This is a genomic window from Labrys sp. HAY1-8F (assembly GCF_056754975.1).
In genome coordinates, this window is sequence record NZ_JBPGWZ010000001.1 from 1561936 (window position 1) to 1580704 (window position 18769).

The 18769-nt window shown below is 64.7% G+C and carries 23 protein-coding genes; 10 read left to right on the forward strand and 13 right to left on the reverse strand.

The window, feature by feature from the left end; translation table 11 throughout:
- The first annotated feature begins 15 nt into the window (after positions 1 to 15).
- The 3 genes from ACR9ZN_RS07170 to ACR9ZN_RS07180 are packed head-to-tail and all read left to right on the forward strand — an operon-like array spanning position 16 to position 2266.
- Entirely contained in the window at positions 16 to 1215 is a 1200-nt protein-coding gene (locus tag ACR9ZN_RS07170) for an aminotransferase class V-fold PLP-dependent enzyme (RefSeq protein WP_481271769.1), read from the forward strand.
- A gap of 4 nt (positions 1216 to 1219) precedes the next feature.
- The gene (locus tag ACR9ZN_RS07175) at positions 1220 to 1420 is read left to right on the forward strand and encodes a hypothetical protein (RefSeq protein ID WP_481271770.1); all 201 of its coding nucleotides are present in this window, start codon (positions 1220 to 1222) and stop codon (positions 1418 to 1420) included.
- A gap of 30 nt (positions 1421 to 1450) precedes the next feature.
- A complete protein-coding gene (locus tag ACR9ZN_RS07180) occupies positions 1451 to 2266 on the forward strand; it encodes an IclR family transcriptional regulator (RefSeq protein ID WP_434960065.1) in 816 nt (271 codons plus the stop codon).
- A 13-nt stretch (positions 2267 to 2279) separates the two neighbouring features.
- Here ACR9ZN_RS07180 and ACR9ZN_RS07185 read toward each other — a convergent pair whose 3' ends face one another.
- The 9 genes from ACR9ZN_RS07185 to ACR9ZN_RS07225 form a co-directional block, all read right to left on the reverse strand.
- Positions 2280 to 2585 carry a hypothetical protein gene (locus ACR9ZN_RS07185; protein ID WP_481271771.1) on the reverse strand — a complete coding sequence of 102 codons (306 nt, stop codon included), beginning with the start codon at positions 2583 to 2585 and terminating at the stop codon, positions 2280 to 2282.
- A 291-nt stretch (positions 2586 to 2876) separates the two neighbouring features.
- Entirely contained in the window at positions 2877 to 3764 is an 888-nt protein-coding gene (gene yghX / locus ACR9ZN_RS07190) for a YghX family hydrolase (protein WP_481271772.1), read from the reverse strand.
- A gap of 193 nt (positions 3765 to 3957) precedes the next feature.
- Positions 3958 to 4473 carry a CPCC family cysteine-rich protein gene (locus ACR9ZN_RS07195; RefSeq protein WP_481271773.1) on the reverse strand — a complete coding sequence of 172 codons (516 nt, stop codon included), beginning with the start codon at positions 4471 to 4473 and terminating at the stop codon, positions 3958 to 3960.
- Positions 4400 to 5026, reverse strand: coding sequence for a hypothetical protein (locus ACR9ZN_RS07200; protein WP_481271774.1), 627 nt, complete (start codon positions 5024 to 5026; stop codon positions 4400 to 4402). The genes ACR9ZN_RS07195 and ACR9ZN_RS07200 overlap by 74 nt, the downstream gene beginning before the upstream one ends.
- Before the next feature lie 32 nt (positions 5027 to 5058).
- Positions 5059 to 5904, reverse strand: coding sequence for an ABC transporter permease (locus ACR9ZN_RS07205; protein WP_481271775.1), 846 nt, complete (start codon positions 5902 to 5904; stop codon positions 5059 to 5061).
- Positions 5904 to 6647, reverse strand: coding sequence for an ABC transporter ATP-binding protein (locus tag ACR9ZN_RS07210; protein WP_481271977.1), 744 nt, complete (start codon positions 6645 to 6647; stop codon positions 5904 to 5906). The genes ACR9ZN_RS07205 and ACR9ZN_RS07210 overlap by 1 nt, the downstream gene beginning before the upstream one ends.
- A 67-nt stretch (positions 6648 to 6714) precedes the next feature.
- Positions 6715 to 7203 (reverse strand): SRPBCC family protein, encoded by a 489-nt coding sequence (locus tag ACR9ZN_RS07215; RefSeq protein ID WP_434960059.1) that lies wholly within the window; start codon positions 7201 to 7203, stop codon positions 6715 to 6717.
- A 59-nt stretch (positions 7204 to 7262) separates the two neighbouring features.
- The gene (locus ACR9ZN_RS07220) at positions 7263 to 8237 is read right to left on the reverse strand and encodes a YVTN family beta-propeller repeat protein (protein ID WP_454817081.1); all 975 of its coding nucleotides are present in this window, start codon (positions 8235 to 8237) and stop codon (positions 7263 to 7265) included.
- A gap of 53 nt (positions 8238 to 8290) precedes the next feature.
- Positions 8291 to 9502 (reverse strand): ABC transporter substrate-binding protein, encoded by a 1212-nt coding sequence (locus ACR9ZN_RS07225; protein WP_481271776.1) that lies wholly within the window; start codon positions 9500 to 9502, stop codon positions 8291 to 8293.
- A gap of 295 nt (positions 9503 to 9797) precedes the next feature.
- Between ACR9ZN_RS07225 and ACR9ZN_RS07230 the strand changes: the two genes are divergently transcribed.
- The 6 genes from ACR9ZN_RS07230 (at position 9798) to ACR9ZN_RS07255 (ending at position 14153) form a co-directional block, all read left to right on the forward strand.
- Positions 9798 to 10286 carry a DUF2380 domain-containing protein gene (locus ACR9ZN_RS07230; RefSeq protein WP_481271777.1) on the forward strand — a complete coding sequence of 163 codons (489 nt, stop codon included), beginning with the start codon at positions 9798 to 9800 and terminating at the stop codon, positions 10284 to 10286.
- Between the two features lie 67 nt (positions 10287 to 10353).
- Positions 10354 to 11052 carry a (5-formylfuran-3-yl)methyl phosphate synthase gene (locus tag ACR9ZN_RS07235; protein ID WP_481271778.1) on the forward strand — a complete coding sequence of 233 codons (699 nt, stop codon included), beginning with the start codon at positions 10354 to 10356 and terminating at the stop codon, positions 11050 to 11052.
- Positions 11049 to 11648 (forward strand): amino acid kinase family protein, encoded by a 600-nt coding sequence (locus ACR9ZN_RS07240; RefSeq protein WP_454817075.1) that lies wholly within the window; start codon positions 11049 to 11051, stop codon positions 11646 to 11648. The genes ACR9ZN_RS07235 and ACR9ZN_RS07240 overlap by 4 nt, the downstream gene beginning before the upstream one ends.
- On the forward strand, positions 11645 to 12202 hold the full coding sequence (locus ACR9ZN_RS07245) for a flavoprotein (protein ID WP_481271779.1): 558 nt from the start codon (positions 11645 to 11647) through the stop codon (positions 12200 to 12202). The genes ACR9ZN_RS07240 and ACR9ZN_RS07245 overlap by 4 nt, the downstream gene beginning before the upstream one ends.
- Positions 12181 to 13575 (forward strand): DUF6513 domain-containing protein, encoded by a 1395-nt coding sequence (locus ACR9ZN_RS07250; protein ID WP_481271780.1) that lies wholly within the window; start codon positions 12181 to 12183, stop codon positions 13573 to 13575. Before ACR9ZN_RS07245 ends, ACR9ZN_RS07250 begins: the two co-directional genes overlap by 22 nt.
- 2 nt (positions 13576 to 13577) lie before the next feature.
- Positions 13578 to 14153, forward strand: a complete 576-nt coding sequence (locus tag ACR9ZN_RS07255; RefSeq protein ID WP_481271781.1) for a DUF447 domain-containing protein — start codon at positions 13578 to 13580, stop codon at positions 14151 to 14153.
- Between the two features lie 92 nt (positions 14154 to 14245).
- Here ACR9ZN_RS07255 and ACR9ZN_RS07260 read toward each other — a convergent pair whose 3' ends face one another.
- On the reverse strand, positions 14246 to 15358 hold the full coding sequence (locus ACR9ZN_RS07260; RefSeq protein ID WP_481271782.1) for a hydantoinase/oxoprolinase family protein: 1113 nt from the start codon (positions 15356 to 15358) through the stop codon (positions 14246 to 14248).
- Between the two features lie 67 nt (positions 15359 to 15425).
- Here ACR9ZN_RS07260 and ACR9ZN_RS07265 point away from each other — a divergent pair, with 67 nt between their 5' ends.
- Positions 15426 to 16148: a HisA/HisF-related TIM barrel protein gene (locus ACR9ZN_RS07265; RefSeq protein ID WP_481271783.1), complete on the forward strand. Its 723-nt coding sequence runs from the start codon at positions 15426 to 15428 to the stop codon at positions 16146 to 16148.
- A gap of 138 nt (positions 16149 to 16286) precedes the next feature.
- Here ACR9ZN_RS07265 and fae read toward each other — a convergent pair whose 3' ends face one another.
- The 3 genes from fae to ACR9ZN_RS07280 form a co-directional block, all read right to left on the reverse strand.
- Positions 16287 to 16793 carry a formaldehyde-activating enzyme gene (gene fae / locus ACR9ZN_RS07270; protein WP_441771655.1) on the reverse strand — a complete coding sequence of 169 codons (507 nt, stop codon included), beginning with the start codon at positions 16791 to 16793 and terminating at the stop codon, positions 16287 to 16289.
- Between the two features lie 156 nt (positions 16794 to 16949).
- Entirely contained in the window at positions 16950 to 17798 is an 849-nt protein-coding gene (locus ACR9ZN_RS07275; protein WP_481271784.1) for a triphosphoribosyl-dephospho-CoA synthase, read from the reverse strand.
- Positions 17795 to 18706 (reverse strand): ATP-grasp domain-containing protein, encoded by a 912-nt coding sequence (locus ACR9ZN_RS07280; RefSeq protein WP_481271978.1) that lies wholly within the window; start codon positions 18704 to 18706, stop codon positions 17795 to 17797. The genes ACR9ZN_RS07275 and ACR9ZN_RS07280 overlap by 4 nt, the downstream gene beginning before the upstream one ends.
- Between the last annotated feature and the right edge of the window lie 63 nt (positions 18707 to 18769).

Consider the following 18769-nt stretch of genomic DNA (forward strand, 5'->3'; position numbering starts at 1 on the left):
TCGGAGCCCAAACCCATGCCCGCCAACGACATTCGCAGCCGCCTCGGCCTGAGGCCCGTCATCAACGCATCGGGAACCATGACATCGCTCGGCGCCTCCATCGTGGTGCCGCCCGCCGTGGAAGCGGTCTCGGCGATCCTGAGCGAGTTCGTCGAACTCGGAGACCTTCATCGCAAGGCGAGCGCCGTGATCGCCAACCTGACCGGTGCGGAAGCGGGCTTCATCACCGCCTCTTGCTCGGCGGCCATCAGCCTCGCCGTTGCCGCCGCCATGACCGGTGCCGACCTTGCCGCCATCGAACGCCTGCCCGACACCACCGGCCTGAAGAACGAGGTGATCATCCAGTCAGGCCACATGGTCAGCTATGGGGCGCCCATCGAGCAGGCGATCCGCCTCGCCGGGGCCAAGGTCGTGCCCATCGGCCACGCCACCAGCGCTTCGGCCTATCATTTGGCCGGCGCCATCACCGATCGCACGGCTGCGGCCGTCTATGTCGTCTCCCATCATGTGGTCGACTATGCGCAGATCCCGCTCAGGGTCTTCGCCAAGGTCGCCCATGAGCGCGGCATTCCCGTCATCGTCGACGCGGCCTCCGAATATGATCTTCAGGGCTTCCTGGCCGACGGCGCCGACCTCGTCCTCTATTCCGGCCATAAATTTCTCGGCGGGCCGACCTCCGGCATCGTGGCCGGCCCAAAGGAGCTGGTGCGCAACGTCTATCTGCAGAACCGTGGCATCGGCCGCGGCATGAAGGTCGGCAAGGAAGGCATCGTCGGCACGCTGGCTGCCCTGCAGGCCTGGAAGACCCGCGATCATGACGGCATCCGCGCCCGCGAACGCAAGGCTCTCGATTGCTGGGTGAAGGCTCTCGACGGGAAGCAGGGTGTGAAGGTCGTGATCGTCCCCGATCCGACCCACAATCCGCTCGATCGGCTGCAGGTCTTTGTCGACCCGCAGGAAGCCCGCATCACCGCCTGGGACCTTGCCGACCGCCTTGCCGCGGGCGAGCGCCCGGTGATCGTGCGCGACCACGAGGTCGAGCATGGCTATTTCTTCCTCGATCCCTGCAACCTGCATCCGGGCGAAGAGGAGATCGTGGCGGCGCGCCTCGCCGAGGAACTCGAACAGGCTCGCAAATCCAATATCCCGATCGCCACACCGTTCGATGATCGCCTGCTGGCCCGGGAAGCCGCGATCCTGCATTGGCCCGATTGACGCCATGATGGGTTCGCTAGAGGAGGAAGCGGCTCGGACTTTGTCATACCCGGGCCTGTCCCGCATATCCAGGCGCCGCCACGGACCGCCGGAAGAACTGGATTGCCGGGTCAAGCCCGGCAATGACAAGCGGCACGCTGCCTTCCACGAACGAGGCGAATTGCCGATTGAGGCCACCTTGTTCGACGCCGCCGCGGCAGCGTAGAATGACACGTGATGGAAAGCTCGGAATCCCATGTCCACGACAGCCCTTGAGCGTGACGATGTCAATGAAGGCGGTGCCACCCGGCGCCGCTCGCGCACCAGCGGCATCGACCGTGCCTTGCAGATTCTCGACTATCTGCAGAAGGTCGAGCGTCCGGCCACCGCCTATGAGATCGCGCGCGACATCGGCGCTCCCCTGTCGACGATCTATGTCATCGTCGACGACCTGGTGGAGAAGGAGATGCTCGATCGCCAGGATGGCGGCCTGCTCTGGCTCGGGCCCCGCCTCTATCACTATGGCCTGACCTATGCGCGCACGCTCGACCTCCTGAACGTGGCGGAGCAGGAGATGCACGAACTCGCCCACAGTTCGGGCGAGACCATCCAGATCTGCGGGCGGGACGGCGACCACATGGTCGTGCTGGCCATGGAAGAGGGCAAGGACCATTTCCAGGTGACCTCGCGCGTCGGCACGCGCAGCCCCCTGAACTGGACGGCGTCCGGCCGCATCCTGGTCGGCCATCTGCCGGAAGCGGAGCGGCGCGAGATCTTCGCGCGCTCGGCGATCGCCTCGCCGACCGGCCGCGCCGAGACGGACCAGAATGTGCTGGCGAAGATAGCGGCCGAAGCCCTGGAGCAGGGCCTTTCGATCCAGGCCGGCGACTCCGATTTTGCCGTCGCCTGCATCGCCGCTCCGATCCGCGACAATCAGGGCGCCTGCCGCGCCACGATCTCGATCGTGGTGCCGGACAGGAAGCTCGAGCAAAAGGACCCGGACCTGATCGCCCTGGTCAAGGCCAGCGCGCGGCGCATCGAAAGCCGGCTGGGCTGGCAAGCTCGGCGCTGAACGAGATCTGCCGCTACGCCGCCCGGTTTCTTGCGGTGATTAGCGCTTCAGCCTCGAGCAGCGCGAATTCGACCATGAGATCGGCGACCGAGAGTTCTGGATGCCTGTCCATGAATTGCTGGGCGCGCAACAGCATGGCGTCCCTGCCGAGGATCATCGCGGCCTCCAGGGGAGAAATCGAGGCGTTGTCGTCCTTGGCCCCGGCAAGCTCCTCGACATCGCCATTGGCGACGTGCTCCTGCCATTGAGCCTCTGTCATCTGCCCCGAGAGATAGCAGTCCCGCAGCAATTCGGGGTCCAGCTTTGGCGGCTTCCGCATCGTAAAATACCCAATATTCTACAATATCCTAGGTGGCTGCATCTTGGGCAGGTCGACGGCAGGATGTGTCGCACCTGTTGAAATAGTAATACAATCACCTTCTATGTAATTTTCACTCCGTAGCAAAGAAATTGCGGAAAGTCAGATTAACTCGCCTGGCGGGCAATGGCTGCGCCCGCGTGCGGATGGCGCCATGCCATATCCGGGGACAGCCGGAGCCCCCTTGGGATCTGACAGGAAGCAGCAGGACGCGCAAAGAAGCGCCGAAACAAGACGTTAGGGCAAAATGTCTCAGGCCAGAAAGCGCCGGAACCAGGCGATCGTGCGATCCCAGGCAAGCTTGGCCGCCGCCTCGTCGTAGCGGGGGGTGGAGTCGTTGTGGAAGCCGTGGTTCACGCCCGGATAGATATGGGCCTCATAGGTCTTGCCGCCGGCCTTGAGCGCGGCCTCATAGGCCGGCCAGCCCTCGTTGATACGGGTATCCAGTTCCGCATAATGGATCAGCAAAGGCGCCTTGATGCGCGACACGTCCTCGGCCTTGGGTTGCCGCCCATAGAAGGGCACTGCGGCGGCAAGCTCGGGATAGGCCACGGCCGTGGCATTGGCGACCCCGCCGCCATAGCAAAAGCCGGTCATGCCGACCTTGCCGGTCCCCGAACTGTGCTTCATCAGGAACTCGGTCGCCGCGAAGAAGTCGTTCATCAGCTTTTCCGGATCGACCTTGGCCTGCAGGTCCCGGCCCTTGTCGTCATTGCCGGGATAGCCGCCGACCGAACTCAGGCCATCGGGCGCCAGGGCGACGAACCCGGCCTTGGCCACGCGCCGTGCGACATCCTCGATATAGGGATTGAGGCCTCTGTTCTCGTGGACGACGACCACGCCGGGGACGGGGCCGGTCGCCTTGGCCGGGCGCACGAAATAGCCACGGACTTCGCCATTCCCCTTGGGTGAGGAATAGGTGATGTACTCGGCTACGATGTCCGGATCGGTGAACTGCACCTGCTGCGCATAGGCGTAATTGGGGCTGAGAGAGGCAAGAATGGCTGCTGCCGTGAGGCCACCCACGGCGAATTTGCCGGCACGATCGAGGAACTCGCGCTTGGAGATCTTGCCATGCGCATAGAAGTCGTAGAGTTCGAGGAGTTCCTGAGGGAAATCCCTGGCCGTCATGCGTGTCATCAGTCGCCCCTCCCTTCTCGTTCCCAGGCAGAAGCCTACATGATCTTCGGAAGAGCGGTCTTCACAATGGCGAGATTTTCGGCTTCCGCAGGCGCCAGATCGCGAAGAGCATGAATATCATCCCGCAGCGCGTTGAACGCCCGCCCTTGAGCCACAAAGCCCCCCCGAGTAAGGAGGCCTCAACAATATGTTTTTACGAACGCGTTGGATGATTTGGCTCGAAGCGTTCCGGATCTGAAACGCCAGATTGCTCAAAGTTCCGTCGTGCTTGGGTAAGCGACAAGGAGCTGTTAGGGCCTCCACGAACCTCGTCGGCGTCATGATCGTCCTGGCCATCATCCTCCCAGTGACAGACTGGGCAAACCTCATAGCCACCGCGTTCACCTGGCGTCTGGTAGCGACAACAAGGACACCGGGAGGAACCGGAGCCCAAGGGTCCGACAGGGTGTTGAGAAGTCATTTGCGAAGGCTGCATGCCTGCCGCAACACTGTCAACATGGCTTCGGTACGCCCCCAAATGGCGGCCTTCCACTACAGGGGGAAAAAAGCCCGAGAGGGCCTGCGGGCTAAGAGTCCGCAACCGTCCCACATATCGCGGCGCGCATCCGTTTCGGCTGGTCCACCGGCCACCCCCGTCACAAGCGCTGCTGGATACGCCGGGCGATATCGAACAGCCGGCGTTCGAGCAGGACCGGCGTCTCGCAGACATAGGTCAGGGAACGGCCGCGCTCCTCGAAGATGCGCTTGTCCCATTTGAGCTGGGTCTCGAGAACATCTGTTTCCTTGCTGCCAACCGCGCTGGGGGAATCCTTGGCGGCGCCGATCTTGTCGCTCTCGTCGCGGATGCGGTCGGCGAGCTTGTTCTGGCCGCGCGCATAGCGGCCGATGCCGCCCAGGATCTTGTCGCGCTCCTCGTTGACCAGTTCGAGCACGCCGGCGAACAGGCGGGTCAGGCGGGCGTCCTTCTCCGCGCCCGCCTGCTGCACGAAGCCGTCGAGCAGGCCATCGACCTCCTCGATCGGCGTCCGGCGCGAGGCGAGCTTCTGGGCGAGCGCCGCCGTGTCGAAATCCTTGGTCCAGTCGCCGGCGGCAGCGATGTCCGGCCCACTCCAGACCACGCCGGCGCTGAGCGTGCCGACCTTGCGCTGGATGCAGGGCCAGTCCGGATCGGGCTGAGGCTGCTGGGCCTGTACCGTGTGAGCCCAGTCCAGCCCCCCGGCCAGTATCACGATGAGGATGGTTGGCCGAAGGGCTCGTACCATGGACCTGCCAGATATCGGGGGCTTGCCAGATCTCATGATGCTTCTCCTTTGGGGCCGCCGCGGCGCACCATCAGGCCACGGGCCGGGTCATAGGCGATGAGCGCAGCGGCAAAGAACGCCACCGTGGTGCCTGTAACCACCGCCAGCGCGACCGGCTCGAGCCGGCCATAAAGGGCAAAGCGCACCAGCTCGACCCCATGGGTGAACGGGTTGGCAAGGCAGGTCAGATAGAGCCCCTCGCTCGCCTCGCGGATGCGCCAGAGTGGGTAGAGCGCCGAGGACGCGAAGAACATCGGGAAGATCACGAAATTCATCACGCTGGCGAAATTCTCGAGCTGGCGGATCAGTGAAGACAGGAAGAGGCCGATCGAACCGAGCATCAAGCCGGTCAGGATCAGGGCCGGCAAGGCCAGGACATAGCCCTGCACCGGCGCATCGACATCCCACCAGGCCGCGATCGCCAGGAAGACATAGACCTGCAGCACCGACACCAGCACGCTGGCCATGAGCTTGGCGGCCAGCAGCGACCAGCGCGGAAACGGGCTGGTGAGCAGCACCCGCATCGAGCCGACTTCGCGGTCATAGACCATCGAAAGCGAGGACTGCATGCCGTAGAAGAGCTGGATCATCACCGCCAGCCCCGGCACGACATAAGTCTCGTAGAGCACATAGGTCTCGTAGGGCGGCTGGATCGAGACGCCGAGCACGCTGCGAAAGCCGGCTGCGAAGATGAAGAGCCAGATCAGCGGGCGTACCAGCGCCGAGAGGAAACGTTCCTTCTGGTTGACGAAGCGCAGCATCTCCCGATGCGCGATGCCGCCGAGGCAGACGAGATAGCCCGAAAAATTCAACCGCGAGGAGAGTGCCACATCCGACATCAGGCTGCTTCCTTGTCCGTCAGGCGGCGGAAAGTCTCCGCCAGGCTGGCGCCGCTGCGGGCCGCGAGCACGGCCGCCTTGCCCTCGGCGACGATCCGTCCCTGATGCAGCACATAGACGTCGTCATTCTCGGCGATCTCCTCGAAGATGTGGGTGGCCCACAGCACTGCGATGCCGTCCTCGACCACCAGGCGCCGCACGGTGGCGACGATGTCGGCCCGGGCCTGGAGATCGAGGCCGACGGTCGGCTCGTCCAGGAGCAGGAGGCGCGGCCTGTGCACCAGAGCGCGGGCGATCTCCACCCGACGGGCCTGGCCGCCGGAAAGCGTACGCACCTTCTCGTCGGCCCGCTCGGCCAAGCCCACGCGCTGCAGAAGCGCCAGGATGTGCTCGCGCGTCGCCTGCCCGCCGAGGCCATGCAAGGCCGCGTGATAGGCAAGGTTCTGGCGCACCGTCAGATCGGAATCGAGCGTGCGGGCCTGGAAGACGACGCCGAGTTCGGCCAGGGCCCGCGACGGCTTGAGGCGCAGATCCTGCCCATAGACCTCGACGCTGCCGGAGCGGTTCTGGTAGAGCCGCGTCACGATCGAGAACAAGGTCGTCTTGCCGGCACCGTTCGGTCCCAGCAAGGCAACGAAGCGCCCTGCCAGCACCTCGAGCGAGACATCGACCAGTGCTTCGCGTTTGCCGAAATGATGGCCGACGGCCGAGACCGAGAGCGCCGGCTTGTCCGAATGAACCATCATGGTCGATCCCCGTCGCGCCGAAAGGGCGACAGGATACACCAAGGCCGGGCAACCGCTGCAGCCATCACTTGCCTTTGAGCTTTGCCTTGAGCTCGAGCAGGCCGGCCAGATAGATATCCGCGACCGCCTTGCGGGCGGCCTGTCCCGTCACGCCCTTGGGATCGAAGGTGGACGACCAGGTGATGGCGATCTTGCCGGGCTCGTCGTCCTCTTCCACCTTCAGCGTGGAGACGTAATTCTCGATCGGCAGGGGACTTTCGAGAATGGCATAGGTATAGGACGTGTCCTTGTCGTCCCATTTGACCAGCTTTTCGACGAATTTGGCGCCGTCCTTGGTGGTGAGCGTGCGGATCTTGGCGCCGTCTTTTTCCGAAAGCTCGCAGGAAGCGATGGCCGGATGCCAGGTCTTGATGCCACAGAAATCGCCGATCAGGGCCCAGGCCTTGGCCGGCGTGCCCTTGCCCTCGACACGATTGGAGTTCTTTTCCGCAAGGGCCGGGCTGCAGGCAAGGCCCAGTACCGTCAGGGTACCGACGAGAGTCGCGATACGCATGGTCTTCCTCCCAAGATCTTCCAATTGCTTCATCTGGCTGATTGAATCGTGGCGTGGCATCAGTTCGGCGAGACCACCACACCCCATGGCGCTTCGCCGACCGGAATGGTCTTGATCACCTTCTGGCTTGCGACGTCGATCACCGACACGTCGTTGGAATTGCCGTTGGTAGCGTAGAGGTATTTTTCGTCCGGCGTGAAGGCGAGCTGCCAGACGCGCTGGCCGACCAGCAGATATTTTTCAACCTCGAGCGTCTCGCCATTGATCACCGCAATGCGGTTGGCCGGCCCGAGCGCCACGAAGGCGGTCTTGCCGTCCTTGGTGACGCGGACGCCGACTGGCTGGATCGTCTCGGCGGTGACACCGGGGACCTGGAACTCGATCCTCTTGAGGATCTTGCGTGTCGCCGGCTCGATCACGGTGACCGTGCCGCCGACCTCGGCGCTGACCCAGACCTTGGAATTGTCCTTGTTGAACTCGGCAAAACGGGGGCGCGAATCCACCAGCACGCTGTCAATAACTTGGAAGCTCGAGGTGTCGATGAAATGGGCCATGTTGGTGGTCTCGGAGGTATTCACCAGCATCTTGCCATCGGGGCTGATGCCCATGCCCTCCGGCTCCACGCCGACGGGCACGGTGGCGAGCACCTTGTTCTGCTGCACGTCCACCACCGTCACCAGTGCATCGTCCTCATTGGCGATATAAAGGGGATTGCCCGAAGGATGCAGGATGAAGAGTTCGGGATCGGGGCCGGATTGCAAGGTGCGGGCCACCTTCATCGTCGCCGTGTCGATCACCTCGACGCCGTCATCGTCGCTGGCGCACAGATAGAGGGACTTGCCGTCATTGGAGATGGTGATGCCCCGTGGGCGCCGGCCGGTCGGCACGGTCTGCTTCACGGTCTGGGTCTCGGAATCGATCACGGTGATCGAATTGCCCTTCTCGTTGGAGACATAGACCGTATAGGCCTGCGCCGTCCCGGCCAGAAGGGTCGTCGCAAGCCCCAGCAAAACGGCCTTGACGATATACGGCATGGTCCGGCTCCTCTTTAGGCGGGCTCCCGCCAAGCATTCGTGGCAATCGGTGTTCATGGCAAATGGCACTGGCTCTCGGGCTGATCGACGCCAAGCGTGTCAAGCACGCTGCGCTGGTGCAGATAGCCGGGTTGCGGCGAGACCGAGACGATCGCCATGGGCTGGGCGATCAGCACCGGCTGGCGCAGCTGATGGTCCCAGCCTCGAAAATTCACCGGCACGCCCTTAAAGGCAGCCAGCTGGAATTTCGGATCGACGAGGAAGGTAGAGATCGTGGCTGGATCCGCGGATTTGGTGCGTGTGGCCGCTTCCCCGACGGCGCGCACCGCCACCCAGGCTTGATAGTCGATCGGCCGCATGGTCCGTTTGGCGCGCTTGAAGAAGCGGCTCTGCAATTGCGCAGAGCCCCAGGCATCCTGGGCGCGGTGCCAGGACGCGGCGATCAGCCCTTGCGTGCCGGCAATAACCTTGGGGTCCCAGGTGCGATAGGCCAGATAATCGCCGAAATCGGCCTCCTCATCGGCCACCACCATGATGTCGTAATCCGTGCCGCGGCTGAACACCAGGGCGTCCGATTGGGTGATGCTGTCGCTGCGGGCGCGTGCGAGCGGGCCGAACGTCCAGGCTTTCTCGGCGGCGAGGGTAAGGCCGAATTTCTTGGCCGATTGCCTGAGGGCGTCGGCATAGAGCTTGTCGGCCTCTGTTGGCCCATAGGTAAGGAAAAGCTTCATCCAGCGCTTGGTCGCCAGATACTGCACCAGTGCGTCCGTCACCATGGCCCGGCTCGGCGGGACGTGGAACACATTGGCGCGGCAATCGGCGCCACGCAGCCGATCGTCCTGCGCAGCGGCATTGAACACCAGGACCGCACGCCCCTTGAGGGCATCGGCAACTGCCAGCAGTTCGTCCGCCGGAAGAGCGACGACGAGATATTTGGCTCCCCCGTCGGCCAGCTTCACGGCTGCCTCCACCGGCGACTGGCCCTTGTCGAGCACGGTCTGGTCCAGCACGTAGCGCTGGCCGGAAAAGCGGCCCGTGGTGTTGTTGTCGTCGATGGCGAGCCCGGCGCCGGCAGCAGCCTCGTCTTCCGGCGTGGGATCGAGTTCGTAGAGAGCGGGCGGCGGCGCCTTGTGGGTGATGACGCCGATATGGATTTCGAGCGGTTCGGCGGCCCTTGCCGTGCCGCAACCCAGCACGGACGCAAAGGCAAGCAGCAGCGCCGCCATCAGGCCGGACAGGCTTTTTGATCTCGCAGCCGGTAACACATTTCGCTCCCGAACGCGCAGGCCTCTGCGTGCCTGAACATCGGAAAGCTTACGCACTGCAATTGAAGAACGTCAACTTAATATACCTAAGGAAATTATAAGCTGAATACAGTCTGTACTGGCTTTCATGTTCATGGCAATTTTCACCGTAACGTGAAATGATAGGCTTTCATAGAATATTCTTATTTGTGAAGGGACCCCTGTGCTTGATTGGATGTCCCTGATTGTAGGAACGCACCGGCGCAGCCTGAAGTATTGGATCGGAAGGCGTCGCGGCCAGCTGCGGCAGACAGGCATGGCAATACTTGTCCTGCTGGCAACGGCTGCCGTCTTCCCTTCGCAGGGTCGGGCCGGCGGGGCCGACAAGGCTCTGCTCACTCTGCCCTTCGGCTATCTCGACACCTCCGGCGAGGCATCCGACCAGAAGACAGCCCACGCAGACCGGCTGAAGGCAATGTCGGACCATCTGACCGGCCGGCTGCAGGCAGGTGGCTTTTATCGTATCGTCGCGGCAACGCCAGGAATCATCGCCTGTGCCGGCAACGATCAGGATTGCCTGCTGAGCGAAGCGCACAAGGCCGGTGCGGATCTCATCCTGACCGGCGCCGTGCACAAGACCAGCACCCTGATCTCGGCGATCTGGGTCGGTGTTTTCGATGCCAAGGACGGCAAGCGCATCTTCTTCCGGCAGATCAGCTTCCGAGGCGATACGAACGAGGCCTGGCAGCACGCCACGGATTTCGTTCTGGGCCAGTTGCAGGAGGAGGCACGGCGGCCGCGATAAATTTCGCACGGTTGCCGCCGAACGCCCATGGGGGCATTGTAGAGGACAAAAGGGAAGGTTGCGCATCGTGAGCCGTTTGCTCGTCAGCGTCGTCGACAGCGCCGAGGCCCGATTGGCCCATTCGCAAGGCGCCGATTTCATCGACGCCAAGGATCCTGAGGCCGGTGCGTTGGGCGCCCTTCCTCTTGAGACCATCCGCGCTATCCGCGCCTGCCTGCCGGCCGATGCCGTCACCAGTGCCGTCGCCGGGGATGACGAGGATATCGGGCAACTTGCCGACAGCGCCCTCGCGATCGCGGCAACCGGGGTCAGCTTCATCAAGCTGGGCCTGGGCAGGGCAACGGTTAGCCCCCCTGCCGTCGCCGAGCTCGGTCGGCTGCTTGGCGGACGGGGGCGCTTCATCGCGGTGCTGTTCGCCGACGAAGATCCACCCCTGTCACTGACGGCATCTCTCCATGAAGCTGGTTTCGCCGGAGTCATGCTGGATACGCGGCAGAAGAAAGGCATCCGCCTGCCCGACCTGCTGACGGCGGACCAGATCGCCTCCTTCGTGGCGGGCTGTCACCGGCTCGGCCTGATGTGCGGGCTTGCCGGCTCCCTGCGCATCGAGGACGTCGAGCCGCTCGCCGCCCTCGGCCCCGACTATCTCGGCTTTCGCGGCGGGCTCTGCCTGGCGGGCGATCGCCGAGGCCAGCTCGATCCTCTGGCCATCGGCCGCGCCGCCAGTCGCCTTCAGGCTATCCGGCATGGCGAGCAGGCCGCATGAGCCTGACCGTGGTCAAGATCGGTGGCAGCCTGTGCGGATCGGCCCGCCTCGACCGACTTCTCGAACAACTCGCCGGCGAAACGAAGGCACCGCTCGTGCTGGTTGCCGGCGGTGGCCCCTTTGCCGATGCGGTGCGCCAGGTGCAGGCCGCCATGCCCTTCGACGACGTCCTCGCTCATCGCCTCGCGCTCGACGCCATGACACATCTGGCCGAGATATTGGCAACCCGGCATCCGCGCCTGACAGCGGTCGGGGACAGGGCCGGAGTCACCGCCGCCCTCCGGCAGGGCAAGCTCCCGATCTGGCATCCTGCCGAGCTGCGCGCGGGGCATCCGGACATCACCGAGAGCTGGGAGGTGACGTCGGACAGCCTGGCTGCCTGGCTGGCTGCCGAACTGGGCGCCGACAGGCTCGTCCTGCTCAAGTCCATCGACGCACCAGCCGATTCGACACCCGCCGCCCTGGCGGCGGCCGATGTCGTCGACGCCCATTTTCCCCGCTACGCGGCCCGGTTTGCCGGCTCCATCATGGTGGCTGGTCCTTCCAGCGACGACAGCCTTGCCGCGCTGTTCTCCATTCCCTGCGAGGCCTCATGAGCCGGCGTTCACCGCAGCCACGCCTTGCCTGGGCCCTCACCGGTTCCGGCCATTACTTCACCGAATGCCTGGAACTGATCCGCGAGGTGGGTGACTGCGATCTCTTCGTCACCCGGGCCGCGGCCGAGGTGATCCGCATGTATCGCAAGCAGTTCGACGCGCTGCCCAAGGGCACGCGGCTGATCAAGGACACCACGGCGAGCGCCGCCCCGGTCGGCGCCTTCTACCATGGCGATTACCATACGCTGGTTGTGGCGCCGGCGACCTCGAACACCGTGGCCAAATGTGTTTTCGGCATTTCCGATACACTCGCCACCAATGTCTATGCACAGGCCGGCAAATGCCGCATTCCCTCGATCGTGTTTGCCTGCGACACCGCACCTGAAATGGAGACGCAGGCCCCCTCCGGCATGGTCAAGGTCTATCCAAGGCGCATCGACCTCGACAATGTCGAAAGGCTCAAGGAGTTCGAGGCGACGACGGTGGTCGAAACCTATGAAGGTCTGCGCCGGGCGGTGCTGGAAAGGCTGAGATGCGTGACCATCTCGCCCTGATCACCGGCCATCTCAGCCGTGTCAGGCTCGAGCGCACGCTGACCGCACTGGGTCCGGCTTCCTTCGACTGGACGATCCTCGATGCCGGAGTCAAGGTCGCCGCCCTGATGACGGAGGAGATCATCCGCCGGCGCATCACCCTGCCCGAGGGCATCACCCGCGTACTGCTGCCCGGCCGCTGCCGGGCCGATCTTGCGGCCCTCTCCGCCCATTTCGGGCTTCCCGTGGACCGCGGCCCCGACGAGATCGCCGACCTGCCGGCTTTTCTCGGCCGGGGCGGCCATCCGCCCGATCTTTCGCGCCACGACGTCACCATCTTTTCCGAGATCGTCGAGGCCTCGCAGCTTTCGCCCGGGCAATTGCTGGAACGCGCGCGCGCCATGGCGGCCAAGGGCGCCGACGTCATCGATCTCGGCGCGCTTCCCGATACGCCCTTCCCGCATCTCGAAGACAGCATAAGATTGCTCAAGCAACATGGCTTCAAGGTCAGCGTCGACAGTGCTTCGCTCACCGAACTCAGGCGCGGCGCCAAGGCCGGCGCCGATTTCCTGCTGAGCCTCAACGAGCACACGCTCGATCTCGCTTTGGGGACGCAGGCGATCCCGGTGCTGGTGCCGGTGGAGCCCAGCGATCTCGCTTCGCTACTGCGGGCGGTCGAGCGCATGGAACAAGCCGGCCAACCCTATATCGCCGATCCCGTACTCGATCCCATCCATTTCGGCTTTGCGGCTTCCCTTGCGCGCTATGTCGAGTTCCGACGCCTGAAGCCGCAAGCCGAGATCCTGATGGGGACCGGCAATCTGACCGAGCTGACCGAAGCCGACAGTCTGGGCCTGACCGCCTTGCTGATGGGGATCTGCTCGGAGCTCGCCATCCGCCAGGTGTTGGTGGTCCAGGTGAGCGCCCACACCCGCCGCACGCTGCAGGAGCACGACGCCGCGCGTCGGGTGATGTTCGCGGCCAAGGCCGACGGATCCCTCCCCAAGGGCTATGGCTCGGCCCTGCTCGCCTTGCACGACAAGCGGCCGGTGGTGAGTTCCCCGGAGCAGGTACAGCAGAATGCGCAGGCCGTGCGCGATGCCAATTTCCGCATCGAAGTCAGTGATGACGGCATCCACACCTATAACCGCGCCATCCATGCCCACGGCACGGAGGCCCTGCCCTTCTATCCGCAGCTCGGCGTCACCGACGATGCGGCCCACGCCTTCTATCTCGGCACGGAACTGGCCAAGGCCGAGACCGCCTGGCGGCTCGGCAAGCGTTACGCCCAGGACGAGCCGCTCGACTTCGGCTGCGCCGCAGACAGGCCGAGCGAGGACGCCACCGGCTTCAAGGCACCGGGTCATACGCTGGCCGGCCGCAAGGAAAAATAACGATGCCGCGCATTCTCGAAACCATCGTGACCACGCTCAATGCCGATGGCAGCGCGCATCTGGTGCCCTTCGGCCTGATTGAGGACGGCGAACATTATGTCGTCGCCCCCTTCCGCCCCTCGCCGACCATCGCCAATCTGGAGCGCCATCCTTTCCTCGCCGCCGCCGCTCCGGTCGACATCAGGGTGATCGCCGGCTGCGTTACCGGCCGGCGCGGGTGGACGACCTGCCCCTGCGAGCGGATCGAGGGCGTGAGGCTGGCCGAGGCCTTCGCCCATATGGAGCTCGCAGTCGAGGAGGTGGTTGCCGACGAGGTCAGGCCGCGCTTTCGCTGCCGCGTCGTCCACCAGGCCGTGCATCAACCCTTCCGCGGTTACAACCGGGCCCAGGCGGCCGTGCTGGAAGCCGCCATCCTGTCGACGAGGCTGCATATGCTCAGCCCCGACAAGATCCGCACAGAGATGGATTATCTGCGCATCGCCATCAGCAAGACGGCCGGCCAAGCCGAACTGGAAGCCTGGCAGTGGATCGAGGCAAAGATCCTGGCCGGGCTGAAACCGGCTGTCTCGTCCGGCTGAGGTGCGGTCCCCCGGACCCAGACTGGCTCTGTCATCCCCGGCGAGCCACATCGTGGCGAGGGAAGGGGATCCAGGGCTCGCGCGTGGAGTCTTCAGCTTCTGGATCCCCTTCCTTCGCTTCGCTCGCCGGGGATGACAGTCTGTTCGGCCGCGAGCAGTGCGAGCGACACTGCCGGCGCGCAGGAGGAGGCCCAGTAGCTCTTCGATCCGTCAGAGCTCGGCACCAGATCGGCAAGATCGTGATAGGCCAGGCCCATGCGGGTCGCCAGCGCCTGCGCCACGAAGCGGCCAACCCCGCAACCCACCAGAGGCGGGCGCGCCTCCCCTTTTCGGCGCGACAGGATGCGGGCGGCGGCGTCGTGCAGGCGGCGCAGCTGCAGCTCGGCGAAATGGGCTGCAAGCTCGCTCCAGACATGATCGGGCGCATCGCCCGCATCCTGGCCGACAACGCGTGCCAGCCGGGTGCGCGTGGAGGCGAGGCTCTTGTCGCGGCCATCGGCCGTGTCGTGCTGGTCGGCCTCCTCGGGCAAGGTGCCGAGCAGGCGATGGACATCGGCAATGGTGGCGAAATGCTCGGCGACCAGCGTGACATCCTGCCCCTGGAAGGGCAGTCTGTCGGCGAGCGACATCAGGGGCGTGCGCACCACGCCGGCATAGACCAGCTCGCCCGACGCCAGCCTCTCGGCGTCGGTGTAGCCAAGGCCCGCAACACTCCCTTCCTCGATCGGGATGAGGTCGGAGGTGGTGGATCCGATATCGACCAGCAGGGCATTCGGCAGGCGGGAGGCGACGAAGGCGGCTGTCGCGTGCCAGTTGGCCGAGGCAACATCCACCGCATGAGCAACCGCGCGATGGGGCGGCAGGAAGCCCGTCCGTCCACCATAGATGGCGATCTCGCCCTGGCAATGACGGGTCGCCCAGTCGGTCAGGGCGGCAACGCCGGTAGCGCGGTCGTCGAACAATGCGCTGAGCTCGCCGGTCATGGTCACGGCATGCCGACGTGCTTGCCGGGCCCAGGCCGGCAAGGCAGCAAAGGCTTTGTCGAGCACTGCAAGCCCCTGCCTGAGCTGGTAGGGTGCCTGCGTCACCGCCAGCAGCCGGCCCTGTGCCACGGCAGCGACCTTGACGTGCACGCCGCCGAGGTCCCAGCCCAGCACCAGATCACCCCCGGCGATCTCGGGATCATGATGCTCCGTCGAGTCCATAGCTGTCGCTTCCACCGTTCACGGCATCGTGCCACAAAGACGGCACGTCACCGATAGAGTTGTCATCATGCCCGCACCGGATCGACAGGACGAAAGCCATGCCGCGCGGCGGGAAAGCTCGGGTGTCGAGATCGTGCCGGTGATCGATCTCCGGTACGGATCGGTGGTGCGGGCCAAGGCAGGCGATCGCGCCCATTACCAGCCGATCGTCACGCCGCTCAGCCCCACGGCAGATCCGGTCGATGTCGCCGCCGGCCTGCTCGCTGCCGTACCGGCCCGCCATCTCTATGTCGCCGATCTCGACGGTATCGAGGGACGCGGGCGCGATGTCGCCAGTCTCCGACGCCTCGCCAGCGCCTTTCCGGCGGTGCGTCTGTGGGTCGACTCGGGCATTGCCACCCGCTCCGAAGCGGAGGCCTTCCTGGCAGAGGGGCTCGGCCTTCCTGTACTCGGCTCGGAGAGCCAGACTGACGACGAGCTCGTGCGTGACTTGGCCGATCATGCCGTGCTGTCCCTGGATTTTCGCGGCGAGGACTATGTCGGCCCGGCCGCGATCCTCGCCACGCCGTCGATCTGGCCGGAGCGGGTAATCGTCATGACGCTGGGGCGCGTGGGTATGGGTAGCGGACCCGATCTCGAACGGCTGTCCGCGCTTCGCCGGCAAGCTCCCACCCGTTGCAGGCTTTATGCCGCAGGCGGTCTTCGGGACGGGCATGACCTTGCCGCCCTCTCGAAGATCGGCGTGTCCGGCATTCTCGTCGCCTCGGCCCTGCATGACGGGCGCCTCTGAAACAAAAACTCAGGTCTCGCCGGAGGAAACAGGTTTCCCTCCGGCGAAATTTCAGCGTCCGAGAAAGATGGCGGCCAGCCGCTGAAGCAGGCCTGCAGGCATGGGCGCAGGCGGCTCCTGCCCAGGGCTGTCCCCTATCTAAGCGGCGAAGGGGTGCTTGACCTCTTCGCGCTTGCTGGTGGCTTCCGCCGCGCTCGGCCAGCCGGTAACCGCCCGCTCGATCGCCTGCTTGGTCGCTTCGTAATTGTATTTCTGGATCTTGGCGTCGTCGTCCGCCAGCCAATGGATGAAGACACCCACGCTGATGAAGATGTCGTCGGCCTCGTCGGCGGGAATGGTACCGTCGGCGACGCTGTCCTGTACCGCGCGCGCCACGGCGTGCTGAGCCGGGCCGAACATCTGCACGGCCTGCTTGGCGCCCTTGATGGTCACCTTGTTGAACAGCAAGGTGTTGGGCTTGCATTGCAGGTTTGGGGCGATCACCGCGAGAAGCGAGGTGAAGCCATCCTTGTTGTTGGTGAGGGCATTGCAGAACGCCGTCTCCGCGGCCGAGCCGCGAGGACCCATGATCAGGTCGATATGAGCGACTTCATTGCCGTCGCCGACAAGGGATTCACCGATCAAAACCTTGTTGATCTTTGCCATATTCGATAGTCCTCCCTGCGAGAACAAAGGCCCCGATCCCTGGGAACGGCGGCCGGGCCATCTATCCTTGTTTGCAGCGTTCGGCACGGCGCCGAACCGGTTGGCCAGATAGCTTTGTGAGCGTAACCGCGCATTCCGTTACCAGCAAGCATCCGTTCAGTTGCCAGCGGCCGGAAGGCGCATGATCGCGGCGGCAAACAATGTCGCCACGGTGAAATCGGCGGAAGTTCCGGGGTTTAGATCTCCTTTCTTCAATTCGGCATCGAATGCCAGCAAGGTTGCGAGAGAGGTGGGACCTGACAGCCCTGCCTCGACTATCCGGGCAGCATGTGCCCTGACGGTTTCAGCCTGGTCGCGACCCCCACGGCGCTCGATATGGGTGTCGGGGAAACGCGACAGAAAGGTCATGTGAACGGCCGTGGCGCACCAGGATCGTTCGAGGCCAGCAGCATGAGCCACCTCGAGCGCCGGCAAGCCCGTCTCGAAGACATCCTCGAAATCCGTGACATAGGCGCGGGCAATGCGGTCGCGTTCGGCGGCCTCATTCATCGCCTCGCGCAAAGTCACGGTCGGCGGCTCGCGGACATCGTGGCGGTCGGCGTTTCCAAGACCACCGGGCGAAGCCAGGCGGATCGCCTCGAAGGCATCGGCGGCATCGTTTGTGTCGAGAGCGCGCAGGATCGAGGCCAGGCTGGTGCGCAGCGGCCCCTGCAACTCGGCCGCTGCGGCAAGCGGCGCGCAGAGCAGCACGATACCGAGATTGGTGTTCCAGCCGATGGCCTCATGCGTCGCTCGGATCGCACCGAGGATACGCGCCCCGACGCCGGCGCCGGATCGCCCGATCGACGGCGCGGAGGTTCGCGCGCTCGCCTCGAAATCGGCGACCTTGGTCTCCCCGGTATCGGCAAAGACATGCACATTGCCGGGCTTCAAGGCCTGGAGTTCGGCCAGGCAGGCGTCCTCATAGGCACCGGCGAGATCGAGGCCATGCTGATGATAATTCATGACACTGCCACCATGGCGGGACGGCGGGCGGCATAGACGACCTTCAAGAAGGCGCGGACGATGGCCTGGCTGATATCGACGTCGACAATGCTCTGCAGGCCGGACCAGGACGGCATGCTGTTGACCTCGAGCAGCAGGAAGCGACCCTGATCATCCTCGATGAGGTCGACGCCGCAGAAGGACACGTCCACCGCCTGGGCTGCTCTCAGCGCAAGGTCCTCTGCTTCTTCCGGCATCTGCCAGCGCGAGGGACGCCCGCCCTGATGGACATTGGTAATCCAGCCATCACCCTCGCGCGCCATGGCCGCCACCACGCGGCCATCGCAGACAAAGACGCGGTAATCCCGCCACCCCTCGACGTTCCGGCGTACGAAGCGCTGCAGATAATAGACCCGCGCCACCTCCTCGGGCTGCGGAAGATCTTCCGGCACGCTGATCAGGCGCAAGCCCTCACCCTGCGAACCGAACAGAGGCTTGAGTACCAGCGGCACGTTCGGTCTGGCCTCGCGTCGCACGGTGTCGGCTGCCGCCTCCCGGCTCGACACCACGAACGTATCCGGGGTCGGCAAGCCCGCCCTGGCGATCAGCAGGCTGGTCATCGACTTGTCGACGCAGCGCTCGATGGCCCGCGGGTCGTTCCACACCACCACCCCTGCGGCAACCAGGGCATGCAGCACCCCGAGCCGCAAGGTGGTCGCCTCGAAGGTGCCGCCCGAAATGGTGCGCAGCAAGACCCCGTCGGGCAGTTCTCCGTCGAAGCCGGGCAGGCGCAGCGGCTCGCCCCCGCCAGTGACCACAGCCACGTCGGCCAGGGAAAACAGCACCGGCTCGATGCCGCAGGCGCGCAGGGCGCCAAGCAGGCGCCCGCGGTGCCATTCGCCGTTGTCGGCGGCGAGACCGATACGCAATCCGCGTCCGACGGGATATTCGACCGGGTTCAATTCGACATGTCCTGCCAAGAGTTCCTGCGA

Excerpts from the sequence above, each read along its gene's own strand:
- ACR9ZN_RS07255 (WP_481271781.1), top strand. The coding sequence starts at position 13,578 with ATGCCGCGCATTCTCGAAACCATCGTGACCACGCTCAATGCCGATGGC.
- ACR9ZN_RS07195 (WP_481271773.1), bottom strand. The coding sequence starts at position 4,473 with ATGTCTGCGAGACGCCGGTCCTGCTCGAACGCCGGCTGTTCGATATCG.
- ACR9ZN_RS07205 (WP_481271775.1), bottom strand. The coding sequence starts at position 5,904 with ATGTCGGATGTGGCACTCTCCTCGCGGTTGAATTTTTCGGGCTATCTC.
- ACR9ZN_RS07245 (WP_481271779.1), top strand. The coding sequence starts at position 11,645 with ATGAGCCGGCGTTCACCGCAGCCACGCCTTGCCTGGGCCCTCACCGGT.
- ACR9ZN_RS07220 (WP_454817081.1), bottom strand. The coding sequence starts at position 8,237 with ATGCCGTATATCGTCAAGGCCGTTTTGCTGGGGCTTGCGACGACCCTT.
- ACR9ZN_RS07175 (WP_481271770.1), top strand. The coding sequence starts at position 1,220 with ATGATGGGTTCGCTAGAGGAGGAAGCGGCTCGGACTTTGTCATACCCG.
- ACR9ZN_RS07265 (WP_481271783.1), top strand. The coding sequence starts at position 15,426 with ATGCCCGCACCGGATCGACAGGACGAAAGCCATGCCGCGCGGCGGGAA.
- ACR9ZN_RS07240 (WP_454817075.1), top strand. The coding sequence starts at position 11,049 with ATGAGCCTGACCGTGGTCAAGATCGGTGGCAGCCTGTGCGGATCGGCC.
- ACR9ZN_RS07210 (WP_481271977.1), bottom strand. The coding sequence starts at position 6,647 with ATGGTTCATTCGGACAAGCCGGCGCTCTCGGTCTCGGCCGTCGGCCAT.
- ACR9ZN_RS07170 (WP_481271769.1), top strand. The coding sequence starts at position 16 with ATGCCCGCCAACGACATTCGCAGCCGCCTCGGCCTGAGGCCCGTCATC.
- ACR9ZN_RS07230 (WP_481271777.1), top strand. The coding sequence starts at position 9,798 with ATGGCAATACTTGTCCTGCTGGCAACGGCTGCCGTCTTCCCTTCGCAG.
- ACR9ZN_RS07200 (WP_481271774.1), bottom strand. The coding sequence starts at position 5,026 with ATGGTACGAGCCCTTCGGCCAACCATCCTCATCGTGATACTGGCCGGG.
- ACR9ZN_RS07185 (WP_481271771.1), bottom strand. The coding sequence starts at position 2,585 with ATGCGGAAGCCGCCAAAGCTGGACCCCGAATTGCTGCGGGACTGCTAT.
- ACR9ZN_RS07180 (WP_434960065.1), top strand. The coding sequence starts at position 1,451 with ATGTCCACGACAGCCCTTGAGCGTGACGATGTCAATGAAGGCGGTGCC.
- ACR9ZN_RS07250 (WP_481271780.1), top strand. The coding sequence starts at position 12,181 with ATGCGTGACCATCTCGCCCTGATCACCGGCCATCTCAGCCGTGTCAGG.
- yghX (WP_481271772.1), bottom strand. The coding sequence starts at position 3,764 with ATGACACGCATGACGGCCAGGGATTTCCCTCAGGAACTCCTCGAACTC.
- ACR9ZN_RS07215 (WP_434960059.1), bottom strand. The coding sequence starts at position 7,203 with ATGCGTATCGCGACTCTCGTCGGTACCCTGACGGTACTGGGCCTTGCC.
- fae (WP_441771655.1), bottom strand. The coding sequence starts at position 16,793 with ATGGCAAAGATCAACAAGGTTTTGATCGGTGAATCCCTTGTCGGCGAC.
- ACR9ZN_RS07260 (WP_481271782.1), bottom strand. The coding sequence starts at position 15,358 with ATGGACTCGACGGAGCATCATGATCCCGAGATCGCCGGGGGTGATCTG.
- ACR9ZN_RS07275 (WP_481271784.1), bottom strand. The coding sequence starts at position 17,798 with ATGAATTATCATCAGCATGGCCTCGATCTCGCCGGTGCCTATGAGGAC.